The 24736-nt window shown below is 67.8% G+C and carries 24 protein-coding genes; 7 read left to right on the top strand and 17 right to left on the bottom strand.

The features are described 5' to 3' along the window. Positions 1–4 precede the first annotated feature (4 nt). Positions 5–1201 carry a 1-deoxy-D-xylulose-5-phosphate reductoisomerase gene (gene dxr / locus QM841_RS29825; protein ID WP_418340930.1) on the bottom strand — a complete coding sequence of 399 codons (1197 nt, stop codon included), beginning with the start codon at positions 1199–1201 and terminating at the stop codon, positions 5–7. 81 nt (positions 1202–1282) lie between these two features. On the opposite strand from dxr, the gene QM841_RS29830 reads away from it, so the two are divergent. Continuing rightward, on the top strand, positions 1283–1552 hold the full coding sequence (locus QM841_RS29830) for a DUF2631 domain-containing protein (RefSeq protein WP_009479745.1): 270 nt from the start codon (positions 1283–1285) through the stop codon (positions 1550–1552). A gap of 80 nt (positions 1553–1632) precedes the next feature. Here the strand turns inward: QM841_RS29830 and rlmN are convergent, their stop codons facing one another. Beyond that, complete coding sequence (gene rlmN, locus QM841_RS29835; RefSeq protein ID WP_005240549.1) at positions 1633–2742, bottom strand: dual-specificity RNA methyltransferase RlmN; 1110 nt, start codon at positions 2740–2742, stop codon at positions 1633–1635. Positions 2743–2856: 114 nt separating this feature from the next. Here rlmN and QM841_RS29840 point away from each other — a divergent pair, with 114 nt between their 5' ends. After that, positions 2857–3270, top strand: coding sequence for a LapA family protein (locus QM841_RS29840; RefSeq protein ID WP_283334785.1), 414 nt, complete (start codon positions 2857–2859; stop codon positions 3268–3270). Between the two features lie 83 nt (positions 3271–3353). Next, the gene (locus tag QM841_RS29845) at positions 3354–4205 is read left to right on the top strand and encodes an HpcH/HpaI aldolase/citrate lyase family protein (protein ID WP_280781761.1); all 852 of its coding nucleotides are present in this window, start codon (positions 3354–3356) and stop codon (positions 4203–4205) included. Positions 4206–4215: 10 nt separating this feature from the next. Here the strand turns inward: QM841_RS29845 and QM841_RS29850 are convergent, their stop codons facing one another. From QM841_RS29850 to rpsB, 6 genes are all read right to left on the bottom strand, one after another. Continuing rightward, on the bottom strand, positions 4216–4917 hold the full coding sequence (locus QM841_RS29850; RefSeq protein WP_280781760.1) for a class I SAM-dependent methyltransferase: 702 nt from the start codon (positions 4915–4917) through the stop codon (positions 4216–4218). Between the two features lie 10 nt (positions 4918–4927). After that, positions 4928–5854 carry a phosphatidate cytidylyltransferase gene (locus QM841_RS29855; protein WP_283334786.1) on the bottom strand — a complete coding sequence of 309 codons (927 nt, stop codon included), beginning with the start codon at positions 5852–5854 and terminating at the stop codon, positions 4928–4930. A 28-nt stretch (positions 5855–5882) separates the two neighbouring features. Beyond that, complete coding sequence (gene frr, locus QM841_RS29860; protein WP_005240537.1) at positions 5883–6440, bottom strand: ribosome recycling factor; 558 nt, start codon at positions 6438–6440, stop codon at positions 5883–5885. Positions 6441–6521: 81 nt separating this feature from the next. Then, on the bottom strand, positions 6522–7250 hold the full coding sequence (gene pyrH, locus QM841_RS29865; RefSeq protein WP_005240535.1) for a UMP kinase: 729 nt from the start codon (positions 7248–7250) through the stop codon (positions 6522–6524). Positions 7251–7424: 174 nt separating this feature from the next. Next, complete coding sequence (tsf, locus tag QM841_RS29870) at positions 7425–8252, bottom strand: translation elongation factor Ts (RefSeq protein ID WP_105419397.1); 828 nt, start codon at positions 8250–8252, stop codon at positions 7425–7427. A gap of 112 nt (positions 8253–8364) precedes the next feature. Continuing rightward, positions 8365–9267 (bottom strand): 30S ribosomal protein S2, encoded by a 903-nt coding sequence (rpsB, locus tag QM841_RS29875; protein WP_283334787.1) that lies wholly within the window; start codon positions 9265–9267, stop codon positions 8365–8367. A gap of 319 nt (positions 9268–9586) precedes the next feature. On the opposite strand from rpsB, the gene QM841_RS29880 reads away from it, so the two are divergent. After that, positions 9587–10129 (top strand): murein hydrolase activator EnvC family protein, encoded by a 543-nt coding sequence (locus QM841_RS29880; protein ID WP_283334788.1) that lies wholly within the window; start codon positions 9587–9589, stop codon positions 10127–10129. Here the strand turns inward: QM841_RS29880 and QM841_RS29885 are convergent. Together QM841_RS29885 and QM841_RS29890 are read right to left on the bottom strand one after the other, a co-directional pair. Next, on the bottom strand, positions 10126–11151 hold the full coding sequence (locus tag QM841_RS29885; protein ID WP_283334841.1) for a MinD/ParA family ATP-binding protein: 1026 nt from the start codon (positions 11149–11151) through the stop codon (positions 10126–10128). The genes QM841_RS29880 and QM841_RS29885 overlap by 4 nt on opposite strands. 125 nt (positions 11152–11276) lie before the next feature. Next, positions 11277–12203, bottom strand: coding sequence for a tyrosine recombinase XerC (locus QM841_RS29890; RefSeq protein ID WP_283334789.1), 927 nt, complete (start codon positions 12201–12203; stop codon positions 11277–11279). 85 nt (positions 12204–12288) lie between these two features. On the opposite strand from QM841_RS29890, the gene QM841_RS29895 reads away from it, so the two are divergent. Further along, the gene (locus tag QM841_RS29895; RefSeq protein WP_283334842.1) at positions 12289–13458 is read left to right on the top strand and encodes a multidrug effflux MFS transporter; all 1170 of its coding nucleotides are present in this window, start codon (positions 12289–12291) and stop codon (positions 13456–13458) included. An 18-nt stretch (positions 13459–13476) separates the two neighbouring features. Here the strand turns inward: QM841_RS29895 and QM841_RS29900 are convergent, their stop codons facing one another. From QM841_RS29900 to QM841_RS29930, 7 genes are all read right to left on the bottom strand, one after another. Next, positions 13477–14256: a siderophore-interacting protein gene (locus tag QM841_RS29900; RefSeq protein ID WP_283334790.1), complete on the bottom strand. Its 780-nt coding sequence runs from the start codon at positions 14254–14256 to the stop codon at positions 13477–13479. 72 nt (positions 14257–14328) lie between these two features. Then, a complete protein-coding gene (locus QM841_RS29905) occupies positions 14329–15876 on the bottom strand; it encodes an acyl-CoA carboxylase subunit beta (RefSeq protein ID WP_283334791.1) in 1548 nt (515 codons plus the stop codon). A 491-nt stretch (positions 15877–16367) separates the two neighbouring features. After that, on the bottom strand, positions 16368–17462 hold the full coding sequence (dprA, locus tag QM841_RS29910; protein ID WP_283334792.1) for a DNA-processing protein DprA: 1095 nt from the start codon (positions 17460–17462) through the stop codon (positions 16368–16370). 56 nt (positions 17463–17518) lie between these two features. Beyond that, complete coding sequence (locus tag QM841_RS29915) at positions 17519–19027, bottom strand: YifB family Mg chelatase-like AAA ATPase (protein ID WP_283334793.1); 1509 nt, start codon at positions 19025–19027, stop codon at positions 17519–17521. Then, positions 19027–19383 carry a YraN family protein gene (locus QM841_RS29920; protein WP_005259362.1) on the bottom strand — a complete coding sequence of 119 codons (357 nt, stop codon included), beginning with the start codon at positions 19381–19383 and terminating at the stop codon, positions 19027–19029. The genes QM841_RS29915 and QM841_RS29920 overlap by 1 nt, the downstream gene beginning before the upstream one ends. Before the next feature lie 210 nt (positions 19384–19593). Further along, positions 19594–20466 (bottom strand): LLM class F420-dependent oxidoreductase, encoded by an 873-nt coding sequence (locus tag QM841_RS29925; RefSeq protein ID WP_283334794.1) that lies wholly within the window; start codon positions 20464–20466, stop codon positions 19594–19596. A 53-nt stretch (positions 20467–20519) separates the two neighbouring features. After that, on the bottom strand, positions 20520–21422 hold the full coding sequence (locus QM841_RS29930; RefSeq protein WP_283334795.1) for an Lrp/AsnC family transcriptional regulator: 903 nt from the start codon (positions 21420–21422) through the stop codon (positions 20520–20522). A 223-nt stretch (positions 21423–21645) separates the two neighbouring features. Here QM841_RS29930 and QM841_RS29935 point away from each other — a divergent pair, with 223 nt between their 5' ends. Continuing rightward, the gene (locus QM841_RS29935; protein ID WP_283334796.1) at positions 21646–23364 is read left to right on the top strand and encodes an amidohydrolase; all 1719 of its coding nucleotides are present in this window, start codon (positions 21646–21648) and stop codon (positions 23362–23364) included. Further along, the gene (locus tag QM841_RS29940) at positions 23361–24704 is read left to right on the top strand and encodes an MFS transporter (protein ID WP_283334797.1); all 1344 of its coding nucleotides are present in this window, start codon (positions 23361–23363) and stop codon (positions 24702–24704) included. The genes QM841_RS29935 and QM841_RS29940 overlap by 4 nt, the downstream gene beginning before the upstream one ends. The last annotated feature ends 32 nt before the right edge of the window (positions 24705–24736 follow it).

Genomic DNA, 24736 nt, shown 5'->3' on the forward strand with positions numbered 1-24736 from the left:
AGTTCTAGCCTTCCTGCTTCACGAGCTGACGTGCTCGCTCACGTGCCCAGCCGTCGGCGGCCAGTACGTCTTCCACGGTAGCCGGTGGCGCCGACCACTCGTCCGCCTCGGACAGCACGGAGGCGACGGTGCGGACGATGCGCGGGAACCGGATGATCCCGTCCAAGAATGCCTGAGCCGCGACTTCGTTCGCAGCGTTGTAGACCGCGGTGAGGCATCCCCCACCTTTGCCTGCCTCGCGGGCGAGGTCGACGGCGGGGAAAACCTGCGAGTCGAGCGGCTCGAAGTCCCAGGTGGACGCCGTGCTGAAGTCGCAGGCCGCGGCGGCGCCCGCGATCCGGTGCGGCCAGCCGAGCGCCAGGGCGATCGGAAGTTTCATGTCGGGTGGGCTGGCCTGCGCCAGCGTCGACCCGTCGGTGAACGTGACCATCGAGTGCACGATGGACTGCGGGTGAACGGTGACGTCGATCCGGTCGTAGTCGACGCCGAACAGCAGGTGGGTCTCGATCAGTTCGAGCCCCTTGTTGACGAGTGTCGCGGAGTTCAGCGTGTTCATCGGCCCCATCGACCACGTGGGGTGGGCACCGGCCTGCTCGGGTGTGACCGATTCGAGCCGATCGGCCGTCCAGCCGCGGAACGGTCCGCCCGAGGCGGTGAGAACCAGCCGGTCCACCTCGTCCGCGCTGCCGCCCCGCAGGCACTGGGCCAGCGCGGAGTGCTCGGAGTCCACCGGCACGATCTGTCCCGGAGCCGCCGCCGCGGTGACGAGGGGCCCGCCGGCGACGAGCGACTCCTTGTTGGCGAGGGCGAGCCGCGCACCGGACTCGAGCGCGGCCAGGGTCGGCTCCAGTCCCAGCGAACCGACGAGTGCGTTGAGCACGACGTCCGCTTCGGTGGTCCGCACGAGTTCGGTGACGGCGTCCGGTCCGCTCAGCACGCCGGGCCGATCCAGCGATGCGGCCGCCGACGGATCCGCGACTGCGACGGAGGACACACCCGTCTCACGAATCTGCCGGTCCAGCAGTTCGACGTTTCCGCCACCGGCCGCGAGTCCCACCACCGTGAACTTGTCCGGGTTGGCGGCCACCACCTCCAACGCCTGGGTACCGATCGAACCTGTGCTGCCGAGCAGCAGGACGCGAGTGGGCCTGTTTTCATCCACCCACCCATTGTTCCTGATGAAATGCGGACCGCCCGCCATGGATGGCCCCGCTACATACGACGGGCAGTCGTATGTCACGATATGTCGAGTAGCGCAACCGAATCTGCAGGAGGATCGATCGTGGCCGGTACCCAGTTGGAGCCCTCGTCCAGCGACCCCATCGTGGCCGCACACGTCGACACCGCGGAGGTCCCGTCGGCAGCGTGGGGCTGGAGCGGTGAGGCGCCGAAGACGTTCCGGTTCTTCGGATGGTTCTTCGCCGTGTTCCTGCTGCTCATGATCATCGGCAACCACACCGGCCTGGTCGAGGACCTGTGGCTGATCGGCTGCGCGGCCCTGATGGTCGCGATCCTCGTTCGCGACATCGTCCTGCGGCGTAAGCCCCGGTAACACCGAACCACGAACGAACCCCTCGCCCCGATTACTCGGGAACGAGGGGTTTTCGTCGTTTCGGCCTGTTCGGTGGGAGCTCAGTTCTCGGCGGCGAGCTGCCCGCAGGCGGCGGCGATCTCCTGGCCGCGGGTGTCCCGGACCGTGCAGGACACACCCTGCGCCAGCACGCGCCGGACGAATTCCTTCTCCACCGGCTTCGGGCTCGCATCCCATTCACTGCCCGGCGTGGGGTTCAGCGGGATCAGATTCACGTGCACCAGCGGCCCGAGCGCCTTGCGCAGCTTCTTGCCCAGCAGGTCGGCGCGCCACGGCTGATCGTTGACGTCCCGGATCAGCGCGTACTCGATCGAGACGCGGCGGCCGGACTTGTCCGCGTAGTAGCGGGCGGCGTCGAGGACCTCCGCGACCGACCAGCGGTTGTTCACGGGGACCAGGGTGTCGCGCAGTTCGTCGTCCGGGGTGTGCAGAGACACGGCCAGCGTGACGCTGAGGTCCTCGTCGGCGAGTTTGCGGATCGCGGGCGCCAGACCCACCGTCGATACCGTCACGGAGCGTTGCGACAACCCGAGGCCGTCGGGGGCGGGCGAGGTGATGCGACGGACGGCGGCGACCACTCGCTTGTAGTTGGCGAGCGGCTCCCCCATTCCCATGAAGACGACGTTCGACAACCGGCCAGGACCGCCGTGGACGTCGCCGTCGCGTAGCGCGGCCGCGGCGGCACGCACCTGGTCGACGATCTCGGCGGTCGACAGGTTGCGTTGCAGCCCGCCCTGACCGGTCGCGCAGAACGGGCACGCCATTCCGCAGCCCGCCTGGCTGGAGATGCAGAGCGTCGCGCGGTCGGGGTAGCGCATGAGGACGCTTTCGAGCAGCGTCCCGTCATTCGCCTTCCAGAGCGTCTTGCGGGTGTCGCCGCCGTCGCAGGCCAGGTGCTTGACCGGGGTCAGCAGCGTCGGGAACAGGGCCGCGCCCACCTGCTCGCGCACGGCAGCGGGAAGATCGGTCATCTTCTCCGGATCCGCCTCGAGCCGCGCGTAGTACTGCCTGGCCAGCTGGTCGGCCCGGAACCCGGGCAGACCCAGCTCCTTGACGGCCTCCCGCCGCTCGGCAGAGTCGAGGTCCGCGAGATGCTTGGGCGGCATCCCACGCCGGGGCGCGGTGAAAACGAGGGGAAGCGAGACAGCCATAGTTTCTCCATTGTCCCATTGATTCGGGGGTCGTTGTCGTGCGGATGCCTGATCGACGTCGTTTCGCCGCCCGATGCGCATGCGGAACCCGCCCAGGTGGGTGAAGATCAACTTATGTCGACAACACCGGACGACCCCTCGAACTTCCCTCCGGACGTCCCAGTCGGCCGCGGCCCCGGCACCGGTCCGGTGCCCACCGGCCCACCGCACCCCGACACCTCACCGGCGGACACCGAGCATTCCGACGTCGCACGCCGGAAGGGCATCACGCACACCCGGGTGGGCGCCACGTGGACCGGTCTGGTGATCGGAATCGTCGTTCTGGTACTGCTTCTCGTGTTCATCCTGCAGAACCTCGACAGCGTGACCCTCGAAATGTTCGTCTGGGAATTCACCCTCCCACTGGGGGTCACACTGCTGTTCGCGGCGATCGCCGGCGCGGTGATCATGGCCCTCGCGGGCGGTGTCCGCATCATCCAGATCCGCCGGGCCGCGAACCGGCAGCGGCGCCTGAACAGTAATTTCTAACTGAACAATAGTTACGCAAGTGGATTACACAGACGCTGAGCGAGCAGAATTACTGTCGTGGATATCACCGGAACGGCACGACTGTGAAGGCCGACATGGAGACGACTGTGGCACCGCGAATCGCGGCTGAACAAGCACGATCCTGGCTGCTGGTTCCCGCCGGCAAACCCGAGGGTTTCGAGGCGGCCCATGCCAGCGCCGCCGACGCCGTGATCCTCGACCTCGAGGACGCCGTCACACCCGACCGCAAACCCCGGGCCCGCGCCGACGTCGTCGCCTGGCTCGGCGAGCACCGGCGCGCGTGGGTGCGGATCAACGACGCGACCACACCCTACTGGGCGGACGACCTGGCAGCGCTGAACGGTGTTCCCGGGCTCGAGGGCGTCATGCTCGCCAAGACCGAGAGTGGAATGCAGGTCGACGCCACCGCCGAGCGGCTCCCGGAGGGCACGAAGGTGCTCGCCCTCGTCGAATCCGCGATGGGGCTCGAGGCCGCACCCGAGATCGCCCGGACGGAGGCCACCTTCCGGCTCGCGTTCGGCAGCGGCGACTTCCGCCGCGACACCGGGATGGACGATTCGCCGCTGGCGATGGCCTACCCCCGCTCCCGGCTGACGGTCGCCAGCCGGGCAGCCCGGATCGCACCGCCGATCGACGGCCCCACCCTCGGCACCGACGTCGACGCCCTGGTCCGGGCCTCGGCGCTGACCTTGTCGATGGGCATGACCGGGAAGCTGTGCATGACCATCGCGCAAACGGCGCCGGTCAACGACGCACTCAGCCCGTCCCCGGACGAGGCCGAATGGGCGCTCGACGTGATCGCGGACCTCGGCGAGGACGGCTCCCGGGTGCGGGACGGCAGCGACCTCCCCAAGCTGGCGAAGGCCAAGAAGATCAACGCGCTCGCGAAGCTCTTCCACATCGCACCGCGGTAAACGACGCCGGTCAGAGAATCTGCAGCCCGGCGGGCTTTCGGCGGACGTGCACGCGGTAACGCACGTCGAGAGCCACGCCGGGTGTCTGCGCGAACGCCTTCGATGCCGTCTTCTTGGTGAACTCGATACCGAGGACTCCGCGCAGCAATTCCCGATCCGGGAATCGCCATCGCGTCTCCACGCGCACCATGTCGAACCCCTGCGCCGCGAAGAAGGCCTCGACGGTCTCCGGGTTGTACTGCGGCAGGTCGGCCCGCATCCATTCGCCGTAGGGATGGGCCGTGGCGTCCAGGTCGACCACCACGAGCGCGCCGCCCGGGCGCAGCACCCGCATCGCCTCACAGATTCCGCGGCCACAGCCGGGGCCGAAGAAGTAGGCGGTCCGTGCGTGCACGACGTCCACGCTCGCGTCGCCGAGGGGTATGCCTTCGGCCGAGCCCTCGATCACGCGGACGTTCGGCAGGTGCCCCACCCGTGTGCGCGCACGTTCGAGTAACGGCGGATGCGGTTCGATTCCGTAGACCGTGGCCGCGGACTCGGCGAAGACCGGGAGGTGGAAGCCGGACCCGCAGCCCACGTCGGCGACGGTGCCGCCCGTCCAGTCCACGGCCCCACGCAGGTGACGGAAGATCGCCCCGTCCACGTCCTGGGCGCGGTTCTCTACCTCGTACCACTCCGGCCAGTGCCAGATGTTCGGGCTGGGGATGGTCACGGCAGGGCGGTCAGACGAGAACCGTGAGCACCAGCCACGTCACGAACGCCGACGGCAGCAGGGAATCGAGACGGTCCATGATCCCGCCGTGACCGGGGAGCAGGGTGCCCATGTCCTTGATGCGAAGCTCTCGCTTGACCTGGGATTCGATGAGATCGCCGAGCGTGGCGGTTACCACCAGCACCACACCGAGGAGCACGCCGATCATCGAGTTCTCGTCGAGGATCAAGGTGACCGTGAGCAGGCTGCCGATGACACAGAACAGCAGCGAACCGACGAACCCTTCCCACGACTTCTTGGGGCTGATCGCCGGCACCATCGGATGCTTGCCGAACAGCACACCCGCCGCGTAGCCGCCCACATCGGAGCAGACCACGCCGATCATCAGGCACAACACCCGCCCGGCGCCGTCGTCCTGCAACACCATCAGCACAGCGAACGACGCCAGCAGCGGAATCCAGGAGGCGACGAACACGGTGATCGCGGTGTCCCGGAGGAAATTCTGGGGTGTCGCCTTCAGCCCGTGGTCGAACAGACGCCAGACCATGCAGACCAGCACCGTCCCCGCGAAGGCGCTGAGCACCCCGACCGGGCCGAACGGCCACCCCAGCCACAGGATCGCCTGGCCGCCGGCGAGCAGCGGGATCCGGGGGGCGCTGATCCCGGCCTCCCGAAGGCGCTTGGTGACCTCCCAGGTGGCGACCGCCATCGCGACGGCCACCACGGCGATCCATACCAGCGGCACGTAGACGAGGATCAGGATCAGCGCGACGCCGAGACCGACGCCCACGCCGATCGCGGCAGGAAGGTTACGCCCGGCCTTCGACTTCCCGGCCGGGGCCGCCTCCGGCGCCGGCGCACCCTCGGAGACCGGTTCCGAGGGGTCGCCCTCCGAGATGGGTCCCCCTGGGGTCCCGTGTTCTGCTGGCACGGTCACTGTCCCCGATCCACTCCTCGTCTCGTGACTAAACTTCCAGTAACTCGGCTTCCTTGTGCTTCACCAGTTCGTCGACCTGCGCGACGTACCGGGCGGTCGTCTTGTCGAGTTCCTTCTCGGCCCGACCGACCTCGTCCTCGCCGGCCTCGCCGTCCTTCTGGATCCGGGACAGCTCGTCCATCGCCTTGCGCCGCACGTTGCGCACGGACACCTTGGCGTCCTCGCCCTTGGACTTGGCCTGCTTGACCAGTTCGCGGCGGCGTTCCTCGGTGAGCTGGGGAACGGAGATGCGGATCAGGTTTCCGTCGTTGGACGGGTTCACGCCCAGGTCGGAGTTCCGGATCGCCGTCTCGATGGCTCCGAGCTGCGAGGCCTCGTACGGCTTGACGACGACCAGTCGCGCTTCCGGCACGTTGATACTGGCGAGCTGCGTGATCGGGGTGAACGCGCCGTAGTAGTCGATTCCGATGCGATTGAACATGCCAGGATTCGCGCGGCCCGTGCGGATCGATCCGAGATCGTCCTTGGCCACCGTGACAGCCTTCTCCATCTTCTCCTCGGCTTCGAAGAGAGCTTCATCAATCACGGCTGTTCCTCCATGTCGTTCTGCATCGATTCGTCACTGCCTCTGTTTCGAGAAAACCCGGTGTCGAGCGTGTCACTCGCGTCATGACTTGACGAGCGTTCCGATCTTCTCACCGGACACTGCCCGAGCGATATTCCCCTCGGTCAGCAGATTGAACACCATGATCGGCATCTCGTTGTCCATACAGAGACTGAACGCGGTCGCGTCGGCGACCTTGAGTCCCTGTTCGATGACCTCACGGTGCGTGATCTGCGTGTACATCGTCGCGGTCGGGTCGAGGTTCGGGTCCGCGGTGAACACGCCGTCGACGGCCTTGGCCATCAAGACGACCTCGGCGCCGATCTCGAGTGCGCGCTGCGCCGCGGTCGTGTCGGTCGAGAAGTAGGGCATGCCCATGCCGGCGCCGAAGATCACGACGCGGCCCTTCTCGAGGTGCCGCTGAGCGCGCAGCGGAATGTAAGGCTCCGCCACCTGCCCCATCGTGATCGCCGTCTGCACGCGGCTGTCGATGCCCTCTTTCTCCAGGAAGTCCTGCAGAGCAAGGCAATTCATCACGGTGCCGAGCATGCCCATGTAGTCGGAACGCGCGCGGTCCAGACCTCGCTGCTGCAGTTCCGCACCACGGAAGAAGTTGCCGCCGCCGATGACCACCGCCACCTGCACCCCGGACCGCACGACCTCGGCGATCTGTTCCGCAACCTTGGTCACCACGTCGGGGTCGAGGCCGACCTTGCCACCACCGAACATTTCTCCGCCGAGTTTGAGAAGGACTCGATGGAATCCCGTACGTTCGTTGGCTGGTTCGGACATTGCTCTCCTCAGTTCCACAGCACTCGTCGATTTCGACAGCGGCCGAGCACACCCACGCGCCTACTCGACCCATTCAGACGGCCATCTTCATCCTGCCTCATCAGGACGGTGGCGGTATACGTAGGCCCCGCCGGGCGAGCGCACTCGTCCGACGGGGCCATACGACTCACACGACTAGCTCGAAGCACCGACCTCGAAGCGAACGAAGCGCTTGATGGTGACGCCGGCCTCGTCGAGGATCGCCTTGACGGACTTCTTGGAGTCCTGCACCGAGGACTGCTCGGTCAGCACGACGTCCTTGAAGTAGCCGTTGACGCGGCCTTCGATGATCTTCGGCAGAGCCTGCTCCGGCTTGCCCTCGGCGCGAGCGGTCTCCTCGGCGATGTGACGCTCGTTGGCGACGATGTCCTCGGGGACCTCGTCACGCGTGACGTACTTGGCCTTGAGCGCCGCGACCTGCATGGCGGCACCGCGAGCGGCCTCCGCAGCAGCGTCACCCTCACCGGTGTACTCGACGAGGACGCCGACGGCGGGCGGCAGGTCGGCGCTGCGCTTGTGCAGGTAGACCGCGACCGGCCCGTCGAACGAGGCGATCTTGCTCAGGACGAGCTTCTCGCCGATCTTCGCGGACTGCTCCTGGATGACGGTGTCGACCGTCTTGCCGTCGAGGTCGAGCTCCTTGAGCGCGTCGACGTCGGCGGGCTTCGCTGCCGCGGCGACCGTGACGATCGACTCGGCGAGCTTCAGGAAGTCTTCGTTCTTCGCGACGAAGTCCGTCTCGCAGTCGAGCTCGAGCAGGACGCCGTCCTTGGAAACGACCAGGCCCTCGGCCGTGGTGCGCTCGGCACGCTTGCCCACGTCCTTGGCGCCCTTGATGCGCAGCTGCTCCACAGCCTTGTCGAAGTCACCCTCGGCCTCAGCGAGAGCGTTCTTGCAGGCCATCATTCCGGAGCCGGTGAGCTCGCGGAGCCGCTTGACGTCAGCGGCGGTGTAGTTCGCCATGGTGAGCGAGCCTCCTCATATGTCTGTCGGGACGTAAGTCAGGGTAGTACTCGGACCAGACCGTGAAACGGCCCTGACCAAAAGATCTCTGGTCAGGGCCGTGTGCATCGGATCAGGCCTCGGTGGAGGGTGCCTCTGCTGCGGGGGCCTCGGCAGCCGGAGCCGCCTGTGCCTCAGCTGCGGTAGCGGCCTCTGCGGCGGGCGCTGCCTCGGCGGCGGGCGCTGCCTCGGCGGCGGGCGCGGCCTGCGAGAGCAGTTCCTGCTCCCACTCGGCGAGGGGTTCGCCGGCGCCGGCCTCGGGCTTCGCGTCCTTGTCGGCGCTCAGTCCGGCACGGGCCTGCACGCCCTCGGCCACTGCGGATGCGACGACCTTGGTGAGCAGGGCGGCGCTGCGGATGGCGTCGTCGTTGCCCGGGATCGGGTAGTCGACGAGGTCGGGGTCGCAGTTGGTGTCCAGGATCGCGATGACCGGGATGTTCAGCTTGCGAGCCTCGGCAACGGCCAGGTGCTCCTTGTTGGTGTCGACGACCCACACCGCGGAGGGGACCTTGGCCATGTCGCGGATACCACCGAGGGTGCGGTCCAGCTTGGTCATCTCACGCGTGAGCATGAGGATTTCCTTCTTGGTGCGACCCTCGAAGCCACCGGTCTGCTCCATTGCCTCGAGCTCCTTGAGGCGGAGAAGACGCTTGTGGACGGTGGTGAAGTTGGTGAGCATGCCGCCGAGCCAACGCTGGTTGACGTAGGGCATCCCGACGCGAGTGGCCTCGGCCGCGATGGATTCCTGGGCCTGCTTCTTGGTGCCGACGAAGAGGACGGTGCCGCCGTGGGCAACGGTCTCCTTGACGAACTCGTACGCCTTGTCGATGTACGTCAGCGTCTGCTGCAAGTCGATGATGTAGATGCCGTTGCGGTCGGTGAAGATGAAACGCTTCATCTTCGGGTTCCAACGACGGGTCTGGTGACCGAAGTGCGTGCCGCTGTCGAGCAGCTGCTTCATTGTTACGACAGCCATGGCTGTGTATCTCTCTTTCATTGCCGGTTGATGCAGAGCATCACGAGACGCTCCACCCTGGCGCCCGCAAGACCATCGGACTCACACCGAGATGCGAGACCAGCCGATGGCCGATAACCTGCGCGGGCGCGCGAAGTCGGACTGTGGGAGCACAGACCGCTCGATCAGTGTACGGCCTCCACGCCGAACGCCCTAACCGCCCCTGCCACACCGCGGCCGCGCGTGCAAGGGTTTCGCAGGATCTGTGGACAAAACGTAGTCGATCCACATTCTCGTCCGCTGCCCGTTCGTCGGCCCGGACGTGCGGGATCGTCCATCCATGACGACATTCGGGGCGATCGTGCGGGCACTCACGGCGGCGGCCACGGCGGCCACGCTGCTGACCGGCGCGGCGCTCGTCGCCCCGCCCGCCGATGCCGCGCCGACCGGTGAATTCGACTGGCCGCTGCACCCACGACCGCGGGTGGTCCGGGCGTTCGACAATCCCGAGCGCGACTGGCTTCCCGGCCATCGCGGCGTGGATCTTGGCGGCGTGCCCGACGAGGCCGTTCTGTCCGCAGGCGCGGGTGTGGTGGTGTTCGCCGGCACGGTGGCCGGCAAGCCCGTCGTCTCCGTGGACCACCCAGGTGGCCTCCGCACGACGTACGAGCCGGTGACCGCCCGGGTCACCCCCGGGCAGCGCGTGGGCCGCGGCACCGTCCTCGGCACGCTCGAACCCCGGCACCCGGGCTGCATCGCCCCTGTCGCAGCGTGCCTGCACTGGGGTCTTCGCCGCGACCGTGAGTACCTCGACCCGCTCGGGCTCGTCCGCGTGGCGCCGGTGCGGCTGCTACCCGTCGGGCCCCGTGATCGCGGCGGCTAGCGCCACTCCGCGACCGCGTGCCTGCCTGCCGACTCCGGGAAGTCGTCCGCGACCATCGCGGCGAGTTCGACGAACGCCTTCCGCGTCGCCGGACGCAGCAGGTCCAGATCCACCACCGAGCCCTCGGCGAGGTGCTCGTCGAACGGCACCACCTTCACGGCCCGGCACCGGAGCAGGAAGTGATTGGTCAGTTCCGTCATATCGATCGTGCTCGAGCCGGGCCGGGCGGCGCTGATCACGACGACCGTCCGCGAGACCAGGTGCCCGTAACCGTGGTGCTGCAACCAGTCCAGCGTGGCGGCGGCACTGCGGGCGCCGTCGATGGCCGGCGAGCTCACCAGAACGAGGGAATTGGCGAGTTGCAGAACGCCGTTCATTGCCGAATGCATGATGCCGGTGCCGCAGTCGGTGAGGATGATGTTGTAGTACACCTGCAGGATGTCGATCACCCGCCGGTAGTCGTCCTCGCTGAACGCCTCGGAAATCGCCGGGTCCTGTTCGCTCGCGAGCACCTCGAGACGGCTCGGCGCCTGCGACGTGTGGGCCCGCACATCCGAGTAACGCCGGATGGTCGACTCCGCCGCGATGAGATCACGGACGGTCGAATGCGTCTGCAGGGGCACACGTTGCGCGAGCGTCCCGAAGTCGGGGTTGGCGTCGACGGCGATCACGCAGTCGCCGCGCAATGACGCGAACGTCGATCCCAGCCCGATCGTGGTCGTCGTCTTGCCGACGCCGCCCTTCAAGGACAGGAAGGCAATTCGATAGTCCCCCTGGATCGGCTGCCGGATGCGGTCGAGCAGTGCCGCCTCGCGCGCCTCCCCTGCCGACTCCCCCGGATTCACCGATCCCCCGGTGAGCCGGTGCAGTCCGCGCCGCCACCCTCGGCTCGGCGCCTTGCGCGCCCGCGCGAGGAGAGCATCCGCCACCAGATCCTGACTGGTCACCTGATGCCGGCTCGGCTCCGGGGCGGGACCGTCCCAGGACTGCTGCCCCCACGGATCGGCGGCGGTGTCACCCACCGGGGCGCCGCCACCGTCGGTCAGCCAGGACGGTTGCGGTCGAGCCAAGTCTTCTCGGTCCACTATTTCCCCCGGGATAGTGCAGAAACAACTGCAGATTCGTGGCGCGACGCTACCAAACCGGGTCAGGCGCGGGGATGCGCCTGATCGTGCACCGCACGGAGTCTCGCCACGGACACATGGGTGTAGAGCTGGGTGGTCGCGAGGCTGGCGTGCCCGAGGAGTTCCTGGACGACGCGCAGGTCGGCGCCGCCTTCGAGGAGGTGTGTGGCCGCCGTGTGGCGCAGTCCGTGCGGGCTCAGGTTCGGTGCGCCGGGGACCGCGGACAGGACCTCGTGGACGACGCTGCGCGCCTGCCGCTGGTCCAGACGCTTCCCTCGTTTGCCCAGGAGAAGCGCCTGCCCGGAGCTGTCCGTCGCGACCGCGGGCCTGCCGACGTGCAACCAGAGGTCCACGGCGTCGGCGGCCGGCTTCCCGTACGGCACGGAGCGCTCCTTGTCTCCCTTGCCGATCACGCGCAGCAGCCGCCGTTCGCGATCCACCGAGCCGAGGTCGAGGCCGCACAGCTCCCCCACCCGTATTCCCGTCGCGTAGAGCAGTTCCACGATGAGACGGTCGCGCAGAGCGATCGGATCGTTCTGCTGCGCGCCCGATTCGGCGGCATCCATCGCATCGGCCGCCTGCGACTGCCGCAGCACCGGGGGCAGCGTCCGGTGGGCCTTCGCCGCACCCAGCCGGGCGCCGGGATCGGTGGCGATGCGCCGGGTCCGCAGCAGCCAGGCTGTGAAGTTGCGCACCGACGACGTCCGCCGGGCAAGGGTCGTCCGGGCGATGCCGGCCGCGGACTGGCCGGCGAGCCACGACCGCAGCACCTGGATGTCGAGCTCGCCGAGGTGCGCCTCCGGTGACGTCGACAACCAGTGCTGCAGCAGCGACTTCGCGTCCGCGACGTATGCCTTCACGGTGTGCTGCGATCGGCCGCGTTCGAGCCCGAGATGGCGCGCGTACTCCTCGAGGACCAGCTCCAACGGTGCCGGCAGGTCGCTGCTCATAGAGGCAACAGTCGACTCGGGCGGGAGATAAATCAAGCAGCCGCGCCGCTAGAGTTCTTTTGTGCAGCGAACGATCTCCATCCCCATGTTGTGTGTCCTGGCGTTACTGTCCGCGATCGCCCCGCTGGCCACCGATATGTATCTCCCCGGTCTCCCCCTGATGACGGAGAGCCTGAACACGTCGGCGCCGAGCGTGCAGCTGACGTTGACCACGTTCATGGCCGGGCTCGGAATCGGGCAGCTCGTCGTCGGACCGCTGTCGGACGGCCTCGGACGCCGGCGTCTGCTGATCGGCGCCACCGTCGTCACCACCCTCGCCGCGATGGCGTGCGCTCTCGCGCCCACCGTCGAAACCCTCATCGCTGTACGACTTTTCCAGGGACTCAGCGGTGGCGCGGCAATCGTGCTCGCACGCGCCTGCATCGCCGACCGGGCCCGCGGAGACAACGCCGCCCGGCTCTTCAGCATCATGATGATCATCGGCGGGGTAGCACCGGTCGTCGCACCGCTGATGGGCGGCGCCCTGCTCGGACCGGTCGGCTGGCGAGGGATCTTCTGGGTGCTCACCGCCGCCGGTGTGGTGATGTTCGCGGGAGTGCTGATCCTCGTCCCGGAGACGCTTCCCGAGGAAAACCGGCACGGCGGCGGACTCACTGCACTGGTCCGGAACCTGCGGTACGTCGTCGGCAACCGTGTCTACCTGGGTTACGCGTTCACGTTCATGTTCGGGTTCGTCGCGCTCTTCTCGTACATCTCCGCATCCCCGTTCGTCGTGCAGAACGTCCTCGGGCTCAGCCCGGGGCAGTTCTCCATGGTGTTCGCGGTGAACGCGGCGGGCATGGTGAGCGCCGCGATCGTGAACACACGGCTCGTGGGCACATTCCATGCCCGGCAACTGCTCGGGTTCGGGGTCACGCTGCTCCTGGCAGCGGGCGTCGTGCTGCTTCTCGCCGCGGTGCTGATCGATTCGCCGCCGTGGTGGGCGATCCTGATTCCGTTGTTCGTCTCGGTGTCGAGCATCGGTTTCGTGATGGGCAATGCGACGGCGCTGGCTCAGGGTGAGGTGACCAAGGCGTCCGGCACCGGGTCCGCGCTCCTCGGCGCCGGCCAGTTCGGCCTCGCCGCGGTGGTCTCGCCGCTCGTCGGCATCGCCGGCCCCGACACCGCAGTGCCGATGGCCGTCGCGGTCCCGACCGCGGGCACCGTGGCGATGCTGTCGCTGCTGGTGCTGACGCGGCGGACGCACATCTCGTAGCGCGTCCGCCGCACCGGGTCAGCGGGAGGCACCCTCGCTCGCGGCGAGCTCGGACTTCCACACCCGGAAGCCGTCCTCGGTGCGACCGCGACGCCAGTAGCCGGAGATCGACGCGGCCGACGCGGGGACGCCTCGTTCCTTGCGGACGTAGGAGCGCAGGTTGTGCATGACGGCCTGCGCCTCACCGTGAATGAAGACCTGCGCCGTTCCGGGCAGCCATGCGGTGTCGCGCACTGCCGCGACGAGGGGTGCGTTGTCCCCGGACGCCTCTTCGCCGATCCGGTCCGACGTGTCGCCGCGGTGGATCCACGTGACGTCGACGCCGGCGGGCGAGTCGAACGCGATTTCGTCCTCCGGGCCGGCGACCTCGATGATCACCCGTCCGACCGCCGACGCGTCCAGCTTCTCGACGGACGCCGAGATGGCGGGAATTGCGGTCTCGTCGCCGGCGAGCAGGTACCAGTCGGCGGCCGGGTCCGGCGCGAACGCGCCGCCGGGTCCGCGCAGCCGGAGGACGTCTCCGGCCGCCGCGGACGCCGCCCACGGTCCGGCGACGCCGGCGTCGCCGTGCACCACGAAGTCGATGGCGATCTCTCGCTTCACCGGATCCACCGACCGGATCGTGTACGTGCGCAGGACGGGCTCGTCGGGGCTCCCGAATTCGAGTTTCGCGTACGCATCGGTGAAGGCATTCGGAACGAAGCTGTCGAATCCCGGGTCGCCGAAAAATACCCGCACCATGTGCGGGGTCAGCCACTCGGTCCGAAGCACGGTCAGTGTCGCAGTCGGTTTTGCCACGGGCATCTCTCCAATGAACTCAAGTTGGTTAGCGTTACCTAACTACGATACAGGAGTGACTGCCGACGGCGGTCAGAGCGGAATCAGATGGTGCTTCTGCTCGCCGCGGGCGGAGCGCTTGTCGCGGAGCAACGTCAGCGCCCGCCGGATCTCGAGCCGGGTGGCGGACGGTTCGATCACCGCGTCGATGTAGCCGCGCTCGGCGGCCGAATACGGTGTCGCGACGTTCTCGTTGTAGGCGTCGACGAGTTGCTGCCGCATCGCGTCCTGTTCGTCGCCGGCAGCTTCGAGTTCGCGGTGGTAGAGGAGACTGATCGCGGCCTCGGCGCCCATGACCGCGATGCGTGCGGTCGGCCATGCGAAGTTCACGTCGGCACCGAGTTGCTTGCACCCCATCACCGCGTATCCGCCGCCGTAGGACTTGCGGACCACGACAGTCACTTTGGGCACGGTGGCCGCCGCGAACGCCTGCAGGAAACGTCCGCCGCTGCGGAGCACGCCGTTCCGCTCCTGTTCCAGCCCGGGTAGGAAGCCCGGCGTGTCGACGACGAACACGAGCGGAATCTCGTAGGCGTCGCAGATCCGCACGAAGCGGGCCGCCTTGTCGGCGCCGACCCGATCCAGTGCTCCACTGAGGAATTGCGGCTGGTTGGCCACGACTCCGACGGATCGTCCGTCCACCCGGGAGAATCCGGTGATCACGTTCGGTGCCGTTTGCGCGGCGAGTTCGTGGAAGTCGCCGTCGTCGAAGATGTTCAGCAGCAGGTCGTGCATGTCGTAGGCGGCGTTGTCGGCGTCCGGCATGAACTCGTTCAACGCCACATCGTTGTCGGTGGTCTCGGGTTCGAGTCCCGGGTTCACGATCGGCGCCTGTTCGTGCCTGCTGGACGGGAGGAAGCCGAGATAATCACGCACCCAGGCGAACGCGGCTTCCTCGCTCGGCGCGACGTGGTGGACGTTCCCGTTCTCGGCCTGGGCGCGGGCGCCGCCGAGTTCGTCGAGGGTGACGTCCTCGCCGGTGACGGATTTGATGACTCCGGGACCGGTGACGAACATGTACGCCTGCTCGTCCACGGCGACAACGAGGTCTGTGTTGATCGGCGCGTACGCGGCGCCGCCCGCGCATTTGCCGAGGAGGATCGAAACCTGCGGGCATACTCCCGACAGCGGGATCTGGCGGCGGCCCATTTCGGCGTACCAGGCGAGCGACGTGACGGCGTCCTGTACGCGTGCGCCTCCGGAGTCGTTGATGCCGACGCAGGGGCAGCCGATCCGTCCCGCGAATTCCATGATCGATGCGACCTTGCGACCGAACATCTCCCCCACGCTGCCACCGAACACGGTGTGGTCGTGCGAGAACACCGCCACCGGACGTCCGTCGACGGTTCCGTGGCCGGTGACGACGCCGTCACCGTAGGGGTTGTCGGGGGCTCCCGGGTTCCTCGCCATCTGTCCGACCTCGATGAAACTGCCGGAATCGAGCAGCATCCGGATCCGTTCGCGGGGTCCGGGGAGACCTTTCTCCTTGCGCCGCTCGATCGCCCTCGGGCTCCCCGGATTCAGCGATTGCTCGAGCCGATCCTCGAGATCAGCGAGCAGTTCCGCCGTGGTCCTGGTCATGTGAGATTCCTCCTCGAGACGCACCCGCGAGCGGACTGCACTCCCGGGGCGCCGGTAGTTGCCTCATCGGACACCAGATGTGCACCGACCGGGCGCCGTGGGTGAGACGACTGGACTCCAAGTACCCACGACGGGCGCAACTACCCCTCCGGCACAACGCTAGGTGGAGTGGGAACCGTCGAGCGGAGCGCTTCGAGGACTTCACAGACTTGATCGCCCCGGGGCGCGATGTCGGTCCAGGGCGTGCCCTCGGGTTATCGGCGAACAGCTCCGCTACGAGCCGGAGGCGATCAACAAGCTCAACACCTGCGCGACGAAGTTCCGCCACAAGTCCTCGGCTGACCCCATATCTCACTCCTTCGTGCGGTTGTGAGGTGCGATACGAAGTTTCTACCCCAATGCGTCGTCGATCAGTCGCTTCGACTCGCACTTTGGGCAACCGAGCACGATGAAGCACGCGCCGAGCGGGCTCTCGACTGGCTCGCCTCGTCTCACTTCTGCCGCGACCACCCCGTGTCGTCGGAGCCGACGAAGCCCTCCATCTCCAAGAGCGGCAGCACGGCCCGAACCTGCTCCACCGCGACCCCGGACAGTTCGGACAACTCCCGGACCCCACGCGCCCCGACCGCAGGCAACGCCTCGTACACCAGCAGGGCATCCCCCGACAGCGCATCCAGATCGCGGACCACGTCGAGGCCTTCCCGCAGCCCGATCGGTCCGGCCTCCTCCACCACGTCACCGGCATTCGCGACCAACCGCGCCTCCCCCTCCCGAATCATCCGGTTGCACCCCGTCGACGACGCCGACGTCACCGGACCCGGCACGGCCATCACTGGACGCCCCAGTTTGCGCGCCCAACTCGCCGTGTTCCGCGCACCGCTGCGCCATCCCGCCTCCACCACGACCACCCCGTCGGACAGGCTCGCCACCAAACGATTCCGCGCCAGAAACCGATGCTTCGCGGGTGTCGTGCCCGGCGCGTACTCACTGATCACCGCACCGTTCTGCGCGATCTGCCGCAACATGCGTGCATGCCCCGCCGGATACGCTCGATCCACACCACACGCCAGCACCGCCACCGTCAGGCCCCCGACACCCAGCGCTGCCCGATGCGCGGCACCATCGACCCCGAACGCCGCACCCGACACGATCGTCCACCCGTCGACGGCGAGATCACCGGAAATCTCGGCAGTCACGTGTTCGCCGTAACCACTCGCCGCCCGCGTCCCCACGATCGAGATCGCCCGATCGGTCAGTTCGGTCACCGGCCGCGAACCGAGCACCCACAAGGCCAACGGCGGGCCCTCGTCCCTCGACCGGGACAAATTCCCGAAGCCGAGGAGCCGCCACTGCGGCCACTCGTCGTCGTCCGGCGTCACGAGCCGGCCACCCATCCCCGCCACCAGTTCCAGATCGTGCGCGGCGGTATCCACATGCGCCCGGGCAACGGTCCGCTCCCCTAGCATCTCCGACAGGTCCCGCTCCCGCACGGCCCGCGCAGCCTCCTCCGGACCTACCTTCTCCACGAGCCGCGACAGCGCCGGGCACGGCCCCTGCACTACCTTCGACAGATACGCCCACGCCAATCGCCGCGGATCCTGGACACCATTCAGATCGCTTGCACCACTTCGACTTTCCACTGTCACTGAAAGCTCCGATCACGAAACCCCAACGCGGTGACCACCTGCTCCGGGCCCGGCATGTCGAGTCCCGCCAGATCGCTCACGGTCCAGGCCACCCGCAACGCCCGATCGGCGCCCCGGGCCGTGATCAGTCCCTTCCGTAGCGCACGCTCCACCGGCGCCAGCGCGGGCCGCGCCAACCGGAACTTCTGCCGCAGGGCCGGTCCGGGCACCTCAGCGTTGGTGCGCCAGCCGTAGTCGCTCCACCGCTCGCCGGCGGCGGCCCGCGCCTCGGCAACCCGTTGGCGGACGTCCTCGGTGCTCTCCCCGACGTCGTCGATGAACGCCCCGGTCGCGACGGCCTGCATCCGCACTCGCAGATCCACCCGATCCATCAGCGGTCCCGACAGTTTCCCGAGGTAGCGTCGCCGAGCGGTCGGTGCGCACACGCAGTCGGCTTCCCGCGCGGGCGCGCACGGGCACGGATTGGCCGCGAGAATCAGCTGGAAGCGCGCCGGATAGCGGGCGACCCCGTCCCGGCGCGCGATTCGCACCTCCCCGTCCTCGAGCGGGGTCCGCAGGGCTTCGAGGACCTTGGTTCCGATCTCGGCGCACTCGTCGAGAAACAGCACCCCTCGGTGGGCGCGACTGACGGCGCCGGGCTTCGCGACACCGCTTCCACCGCCGACGAGTGCGCTCACGGACGCCGTGTGGTGGGGTGCGATGAACGGCGGCACGTCGATGAGGGGACGCTCGGGCGGCAGAAGCCCGGCCACGGAGTGGATTGCCGTCACCTCGAGCGATTCGCTCTCGGTGAGCGGCGGCAGAACCCCGGGAAGTCGCTGCGCCAGCATCGTCTTCCCCACGCCGGGTGGACCGGTGAGCATCAGGTGGTGCGCTCCCGCCGCCGCCACCTCGATGGCCCAACGCGCCTCTACCTGACCCACCACCTCGCTCAGATCGGCGCGCACCGGTTGCGCAACCCACTGCGCCGGCTCCGGATACTCGAGATCCCGCTCCTCCCGCAGCCACGCGATCGCCGCCCGCAGGTCGTGCGCGCCGAGCACCTCGACACCACCGACCAGCCCTGCCTCGGGCAGCGACTGCACCGGAACCACTACCGTTGCCCACCCCGCATTCTTCGCCGCGAGCACCGCGGGCAGGATCCCGCGCACCGACCGGAGCCGCCCGTCCAGCGCCAGTTCTCCGAGCAGAACGGTCTCGCGCAGCCGCTGCCGCTTCACCTGCTTGGCCGCGTCCAGGACGGCAGCGACGAGCGCGAGATCGTAGACCGACCCGACCTTCGGCAGCGTCGCCGGCGACAGCGCGAGGATCACCTTCGAATCCGGCCACTCCTCGCCCGAGTTCGCCACCGCGGCCCTGATCCGGTCCCGAGCCTCCTGCAGCGCGGTGTCCGGCAGCCCGACCAGATGCACCGCGGGGAGTCCGCGGCCGATGTCGGCCTCGATCTCGACCAGTTGACCGTCGACCCCGGTCACGGCCACCGAATGTGCTCGCCCCAGCGCCATCAGAACGCATCCCGGACATGCTCGATCTGGGGCTGCGGACCGTGCCCGATCATGATCGCGACCACGTCGAACCGCACCCGCGACCAGTGCCGGCCCGAGTCCCGCAGCCACTCGACGGCCAGCAGGCGGATCCTGCGCTGTTTCGAGAACGTCACCGCCTCGGCGGGACTGCCGTATCCCAGGCCGCGCCGTGTCTTCACCTCGACGAAGACGAGCCAGTCTCCCTCTGCTGCAATGAGATCGACTTCGCCGTATCGGGATCGCCAGTTTCGGTCGACGATCTCCATGCCCGCTTCGGTGAGATACCGGGCGGCCAGATCCTCCCCATGTGCACCAAGCGCGAGATTGTGCGCCACAGCAGCCTCCACCCCGTCCCCCGGCGGCCCACCGATGCGAACCGCGTCTCTCGCATCACCGTGCCCGACCCGCATTCCGGGAAGAGGTGCCCGAACTGGCCGAACGAATTGGGCTGTGGATGAAGTGCACGTTGTGGACAACTCGGCACTGTGCGGGAGGTGTTTCACCCAAAGTCCCAGGTCAGGCCTGTCAAGCCGGTAATCGAACGGTCAGCCGACAGCGGGCATCCATCGGCGCGCGAGCGATGCCACCCAGTCGGCGGCCTCACCGGGATCCCCGGGTGGCGACTCGACGAGGACGAGTTCGTCGACTCCCGCGTCGGCCAGCGCGTCGACGTCGGACGGGTCCACTTTCCGCAGGGCGACGGCCAGGCGCAACTCCTCCGTGTCGCGCCCCGCGCCCCGGCACAGTGCGTGGATCGTCCGGATCCGTTCGGTGACGGCGTCGATGCCGTCCAAATTGAACCCGTACCAGCCGTCACCCCACGCCGCGACCCGGCGGAGTGCCGCGTCACTGTTGCCGCCGAGCACGACCGGAATCCGGCGATCGCGCACGGGTTTCGGATTGACCCGCACCGAATCGACGCGGACGAACTCACCCTCGAACGTCGCGACGTCGTCACGCCACAGCGTGCGCATCGCCGCGACGTATTCGGCGGCGCGCTCGCCACGTCCCTCGAACGGAATGCCGAGCGCAGCGAATTCCTCCCGGGACCAGCCGATGCCGACGCCGAGCGTCAGCCGGCCACCACTCATCAGATCCAACGTCGCGGCCTGCTTGGCCATGAGGACAGGATTGTGTTCGGGCAGTAGCAGCACCCCGGTGGCCACGCCGATCGTGTGGGTGGCAGCGGCGGCGAAGCTCAGCCCGATCATCGGGTCGAGCCAATCCGCGACGGCGGGGACCGCGATCCGGCCGTCGTCCGCGTACGGATACCGCGACTCCGACCGGTCCACCATCACGACGTGCTCGCCTGCCCACAGCGTGGCGAATCCGCTGTTCTCGGCGGCATCCGCGACCGAGTCGATCACCGCGCGACGAGCGCCGGTGCCGATCCCGAGTGCGTGCAACCCGAGGCGCATCGGCCGATCGTCTCACAGTTGCCCGGCCGAAGTGACTCGCTTCCGGGATGCTCCTAGCCGCGGACGTCGAGGCTACGGGCGTAGTGCTCCTTGAACACCTCGAGATGCGTCCAGGTCTCCAAGGCCATCACACCGTCGATCGTCCGGATGTGCTCGGCAAGAGAGTAGAGGTCACCCGACGAATCGGCGGCGACCGTGCCGATCAGGTCGAATCTGCCGAGTGTCCGCGCCAGGAACTCGATACCCGGCAGGTCCTCGATCTGCGCGCACGCCTCCCGATCCCGCGATCCGAGGCTGACACCGATGCCCATGGCGAGGGTTCTGCCGCCACCGCGGCGCCTCACGACGGCTCCGACGCGCAACGCGGTGCTGTCGATCAGATGGTTCACGCGATTCCGCGCCGCGCTCGGTGAGAGCCCGGTGCGTTCGGCCAGTTCCAGAAACGGCATCCGCCCGTTCCGTTCCAGTAGCTCGATGAGCGCGACGTCTTTCGCGTCCAGTCGAACGTCGGCCCGTAATGCGCTCTTGGGCATGAAAATTCCCTTGATGACATCGGCGTAGAAGAGCGTGTTGACGGTGCGGACACCGGGTTCCGCACGGATCGCGGCGATGGCGTCGTAGAGGTCCCGCTGGCTGGGGACGCGCAGTTCGGCGATGATGTTGTACTGCCCGCTCACAGCGGAAATGTACACGGCCGCCTCCGACGCGCAGAGCACCTCGGCCACGGGACCCACCGGCCCCGACACGGCGACGGACAGGTGTGCCATCGCCTTGAGGCCCAGCAACTCGGGGTGGGCGACGGCAACGACGCTCACCGTGCCGGTGTCGAGGAGCATCTGGACGCGCGTGGACACCGCGGCGCGTGGTGCTCCGACGGTCGCGGCGAGCTCCCGATAGGTTGCGCGACCGTTCGACTGCAACGCCGCGATGAGCTTGGAATCCAGTTCGACAGTCATGATGCCCGGAGATTTCTCGATTTCTTTCTGCACTTCCGACAGAGAAGAAGAATCGCACATACCTCCAGATTCTGCGAATCGGTGCAAATCTGCTCCATATATCGAACACATTCGCCGTCGACTGCTCGGTCCTAAACTTTGATGTATTGCGCAGCCGCTGGTCAGGGCGTAATTTTCCCTCCCAACCGGAACGTGACCCACACCACCATCTCGAAGGATCCCCATGCGCAAGCTGTTCCACCACGAGGCGTCCCCCCTCGACGCCACCGCCACCGTCTTCACCGGCGGCACGCTCCGCACCGTGGACGCAGACACCGAGGGCGCCGAGGCCTTCCTCGTCTACGGCAATCGCTTCGCCGCGGTCGGCACCGTTGCGGAATGTCGTGAGGAAGCGCGGAGGATCGGCACCCGGACGACGGACGTCATCGATCTCGCCGGGGCGACCGTCGTACCCGGGTTCGTCGATCCGCACGCCCACCCCCTGATGTACGGCCAGATGCTCAGCTGGGTGGACTGCGGCCCCGAGAAGGCATGCACCATTCCCGAGATCGTCGCGCTGCTGCAGGAGGCATCGGGGAATCAGCCTGCCGGGATCCCGGTGCGCGGGTACGGCTACGAGCACCGCAACCTCGTCGAGGGCCGTCATCCCACGAAGGAGGAACTCGATCAGGTCGGTACCGACCGCGAGGTCTACCTGATGAACGCCAGCGGTCACGGCGGCGTTGTCAACACGTTCACCCTCGAACTCCACGGCGTCACCCGCGACACCCCGAATCCGCCCGGCGGCGAGTTCTTCCGCGACGCGGACGGCGAGCTGACCGGCGAACTGTCCGATGCCGCCTGCAACATCCTCACCGGCGTGAACGGCGTCAAGGTCGGTCATCACGGCCCGAATTTTCACCTCGAGGACGAACCCGAGGAGCATCTGCGACAGCTCTCCGTGGCGCAGGAGAAGTTCCTCGAGGGCGGCGTGACCACGATCGGCGACTGCCAGGTGACGCGGCGCGAGTTCGACATGTACCTGCGCCTGGCGGAGCAGGGCCGGCTCGAGACCCGGGTGAGCATGTACCTGCTCAGCCACCTGCTCGATCACGCGCTCGACACCGGGCTGCACGGTGCGTTCGGCAACTCACGTCTCGCGTTCGGCGGGATCAAGTTCTACGCCGACGGCACTCTCGGCGGTTGGACCGCCTACTTCCCTGATGGGTACGTGGGCGACCCATGCCGGACCGGGCAGCTCTATCACGAGCCCGCCGACTATGCGGCGCTGATCGCGAAGGCACACACCGTCGGCCTGCAGACCGCGACGCATGCGCAGTCGCCGACCGCCATCGACATGGTCCTCGACGCGATCGAGGCCGCGCAGAAGGCGCATCCCGACGCCGATGCCCGTCATCGCATCGAGCACTGCGGGTTGCCGACCCCCGAGCAGATCACGCGGATGCACGCACTCGGGGTGTACCCCGTCAACCAGCCGCAGCACTACTACAACTGGGGCGAGGGCGTGACCGCGGCCATCGGCACGCCGGGTGAGCGTTTCAATCCCCTCGGGGAATTCGTCGAAGCCGGCGTGCCGGTCACGATCAGTTCCGACGCACCCGTCGCCGAGCCCAAACCACTCGAGGCGATCCAGGCCGCCGTCACCCGCATCACCCGGCAGGGACATCAGCTCGGCTCGAACGCGTTGCGGCTGACCGCTGCCCAGGCGCTCACCGCGCACACGCTGAACGGGGCCCGCGCGCTCGGAAGGGAATCCGAACTCGGCAGCATCTCCCCCGGCAAGCGCGCCGATTTCGTGGTCCTCGGCTCCGACCCTCTCACCGTCGACCCGCACACCATTGCCGACATCGAGGTTCGTGAAACGTGGATCGACGGCGAATTGGCGCATTCCACCCGCAGCGACCTATTCTCGACCATTGCAACCACCGAGGATCAGTCATGAGTCACGACACCCAGATCGCCAAGGCCCGCAGGGCGGGTTTCGCGGCCTTCGTCGGCACCACCATCGAGTGGTACGACTTCTACGTGTACGCCACGGCGGCGGCCCTGGTGTTCGGTGAGATCTTCTTCCCCTCCGACACCGACCGCCTGACCGGCATCGCCGCCGCGTTCGCCACCTACGCGGTGGGCTTCTTCGCCCGCCCGCTCGGCGGCATCGTCTTCGGACATGTCGGCGACCGGGTCGGCCGGCGGACGGCGCTCGTCGTGACGCTCACCCTGATGGGCGCGGGCACGTTCCTGATCGGCGCCCTGCCGACGTACGCGCAGATCGGGTTCTGGGCGCCGCTGCTGCTCGTGATGCTGCGCTTCGTGCAGGGCTTCGCGGTGGGCGGCGAATGGGGTGGCGCCGTGCTGATGGCGGTCGAACACGCGCCCGAGGACAAGAAGACGTTCTACGGCGGATTCGCACAGCTGGGTAACCCCGCAGGCGCGCTGCTCGCCACCGGGTTCTTCAGTGTCCTCTCGACCTTCGGCGACGACGCCCTGCGGGACTGGGCGTGGCGGCTGCCGTTCCTGTGCTCGGCGCTGCTGATCGGCGTGGGTCTGCTGGTGCGACTGAAGGTGGAGGAATCTCCCGTCTTCGAGTCCGAGGTGCAGACGGCGACCGAACCCGAAGCGCTGCCGCTGAAGTACGCCATCGTCACCAACTGGCGCCCGATCCTGCTCGGCATGGGCATCCTGCCCGTCGCGGTGGGTGGCTACTACCTCGTGACAACGTTCATCACGGCGTACGCCACCGACCCGGACGTCGGGCTGTCCGAGACACTCGTCCTCAACGCGCTCAGCGTGGCCGCGGTGGTGGAATTGATCGCCACGCTCGGGGTGGCGTGGCTCGGCGACAAGGTCGGCCGGATCCGCGTGGTGATCTACGGACTGCTGGCCGTCGCGGTGCTCGCCGCACCACAGTTCCTGGTCCTCAAATCCGGGTCGGTGATCCTGATCTTCCTGACCTTCGCCGTCATGCGGCTCGTCCTGGCCGCGACGTACGGCCCGATCGCGGCGGTGCTGTCGCAGATGTTCCGGCCGCAGGCCCGGTACACCAGCATCTCCCTCGCCTACCAGGGCGCGGGCGCGATCTTCGGTGGGCTGTCCCCGTTGGTGTCCACGCTCATGTTCCAGGCAACCGGCAGCGTGTGGCCGGTGATCGGCCTCCTGATCGGAATGTGCGCGGTCAGCATTCTCTGCCTGCTCATGGCGCCGCAGCACGTCGATCACGTCGACGGCGAGTCCGACGAATCGGTGGGCGACCTGGGCGCCGCCCGGGCTCCGGCCTCGAGCTGACATCCCCGCGACGGGAAGGGCCGGTGCTGCGT

This window comes from Rhodococcus sp. IEGM 1307 (genome assembly GCF_030056915.1).
Taxonomy (GTDB): domain Bacteria; phylum Actinomycetota; class Actinomycetes; order Mycobacteriales; family Mycobacteriaceae; genus Rhodococcus_F; species Rhodococcus_F opacus_D.

Excerpts from the sequence above, each read along its gene's own strand:
- QM841_RS29890 (WP_283334789.1), bottom strand. The coding sequence starts at position 12,203 with ATGAGCAGCGACCTGCCGGCACCGTTGGAGCTGGTCCTCGAGGAGTAC.
- tsf (WP_105419397.1), bottom strand. The coding sequence starts at position 8,252 with ATGGCGAACTACACCGCCGCTGACGTCAAGCGGCTCCGCGAGCTCACC.
- QM841_RS29880 (WP_283334788.1), top strand. The coding sequence starts at position 9,587 with ATGACGACATTCGGGGCGATCGTGCGGGCACTCACGGCGGCGGCCACG.
- QM841_RS29905 (WP_283334791.1), bottom strand. The coding sequence starts at position 15,876 with ATGACCAGGACCACGGCGGAACTGCTCGCTGATCTCGAGGATCGGCTC.
- QM841_RS29935 (WP_283334796.1), top strand. The coding sequence starts at position 21,646 with ATGCGCAAGCTGTTCCACCACGAGGCGTCCCCCCTCGACGCCACCGCC.
- rlmN (WP_005240549.1), bottom strand. The coding sequence starts at position 2,742 with ATGGCTGTCTCGCTTCCCCTCGTTTTCACCGCGCCCCGGCGTGGGATG.
- QM841_RS29895 (WP_283334842.1), top strand. The coding sequence starts at position 12,289 with ATGTTGTGTGTCCTGGCGTTACTGTCCGCGATCGCCCCGCTGGCCACC.
- pyrH (WP_005240535.1), bottom strand. The coding sequence starts at position 7,250 with ATGTCCGAACCAGCCAACGAACGTACGGGATTCCATCGAGTCCTTCTC.
- QM841_RS29915 (WP_283334793.1), bottom strand. The coding sequence starts at position 19,027 with ATGGCGCTGGGGCGAGCACATTCGGTGGCCGTGACCGGGGTCGACGGT.
- QM841_RS29840 (WP_283334785.1), top strand. The coding sequence starts at position 2,857 with ATGTCGACAACACCGGACGACCCCTCGAACTTCCCTCCGGACGTCCCA.
- dxr (WP_418340930.1), bottom strand. The coding sequence starts at position 1,201 with ATGGCGGGCGGTCCGCATTTCATCAGGAACAATGGGTGGGTGGATGAA.
- rpsB (WP_283334787.1), bottom strand. The coding sequence starts at position 9,267 with ATGGCTGTCGTAACAATGAAGCAGCTGCTCGACAGCGGCACGCACTTC.
- QM841_RS29930 (WP_283334795.1), bottom strand. The coding sequence starts at position 21,422 with ATGACTGTCGAACTGGATTCCAAGCTCATCGCGGCGTTGCAGTCGAAC.
- QM841_RS29940 (WP_283334797.1), top strand. The coding sequence starts at position 23,361 with ATGAGTCACGACACCCAGATCGCCAAGGCCCGCAGGGCGGGTTTCGCG.
- QM841_RS29925 (WP_283334794.1), bottom strand. The coding sequence starts at position 20,466 with ATGCGCCTCGGGTTGCACGCACTCGGGATCGGCACCGGCGCTCGTCGC.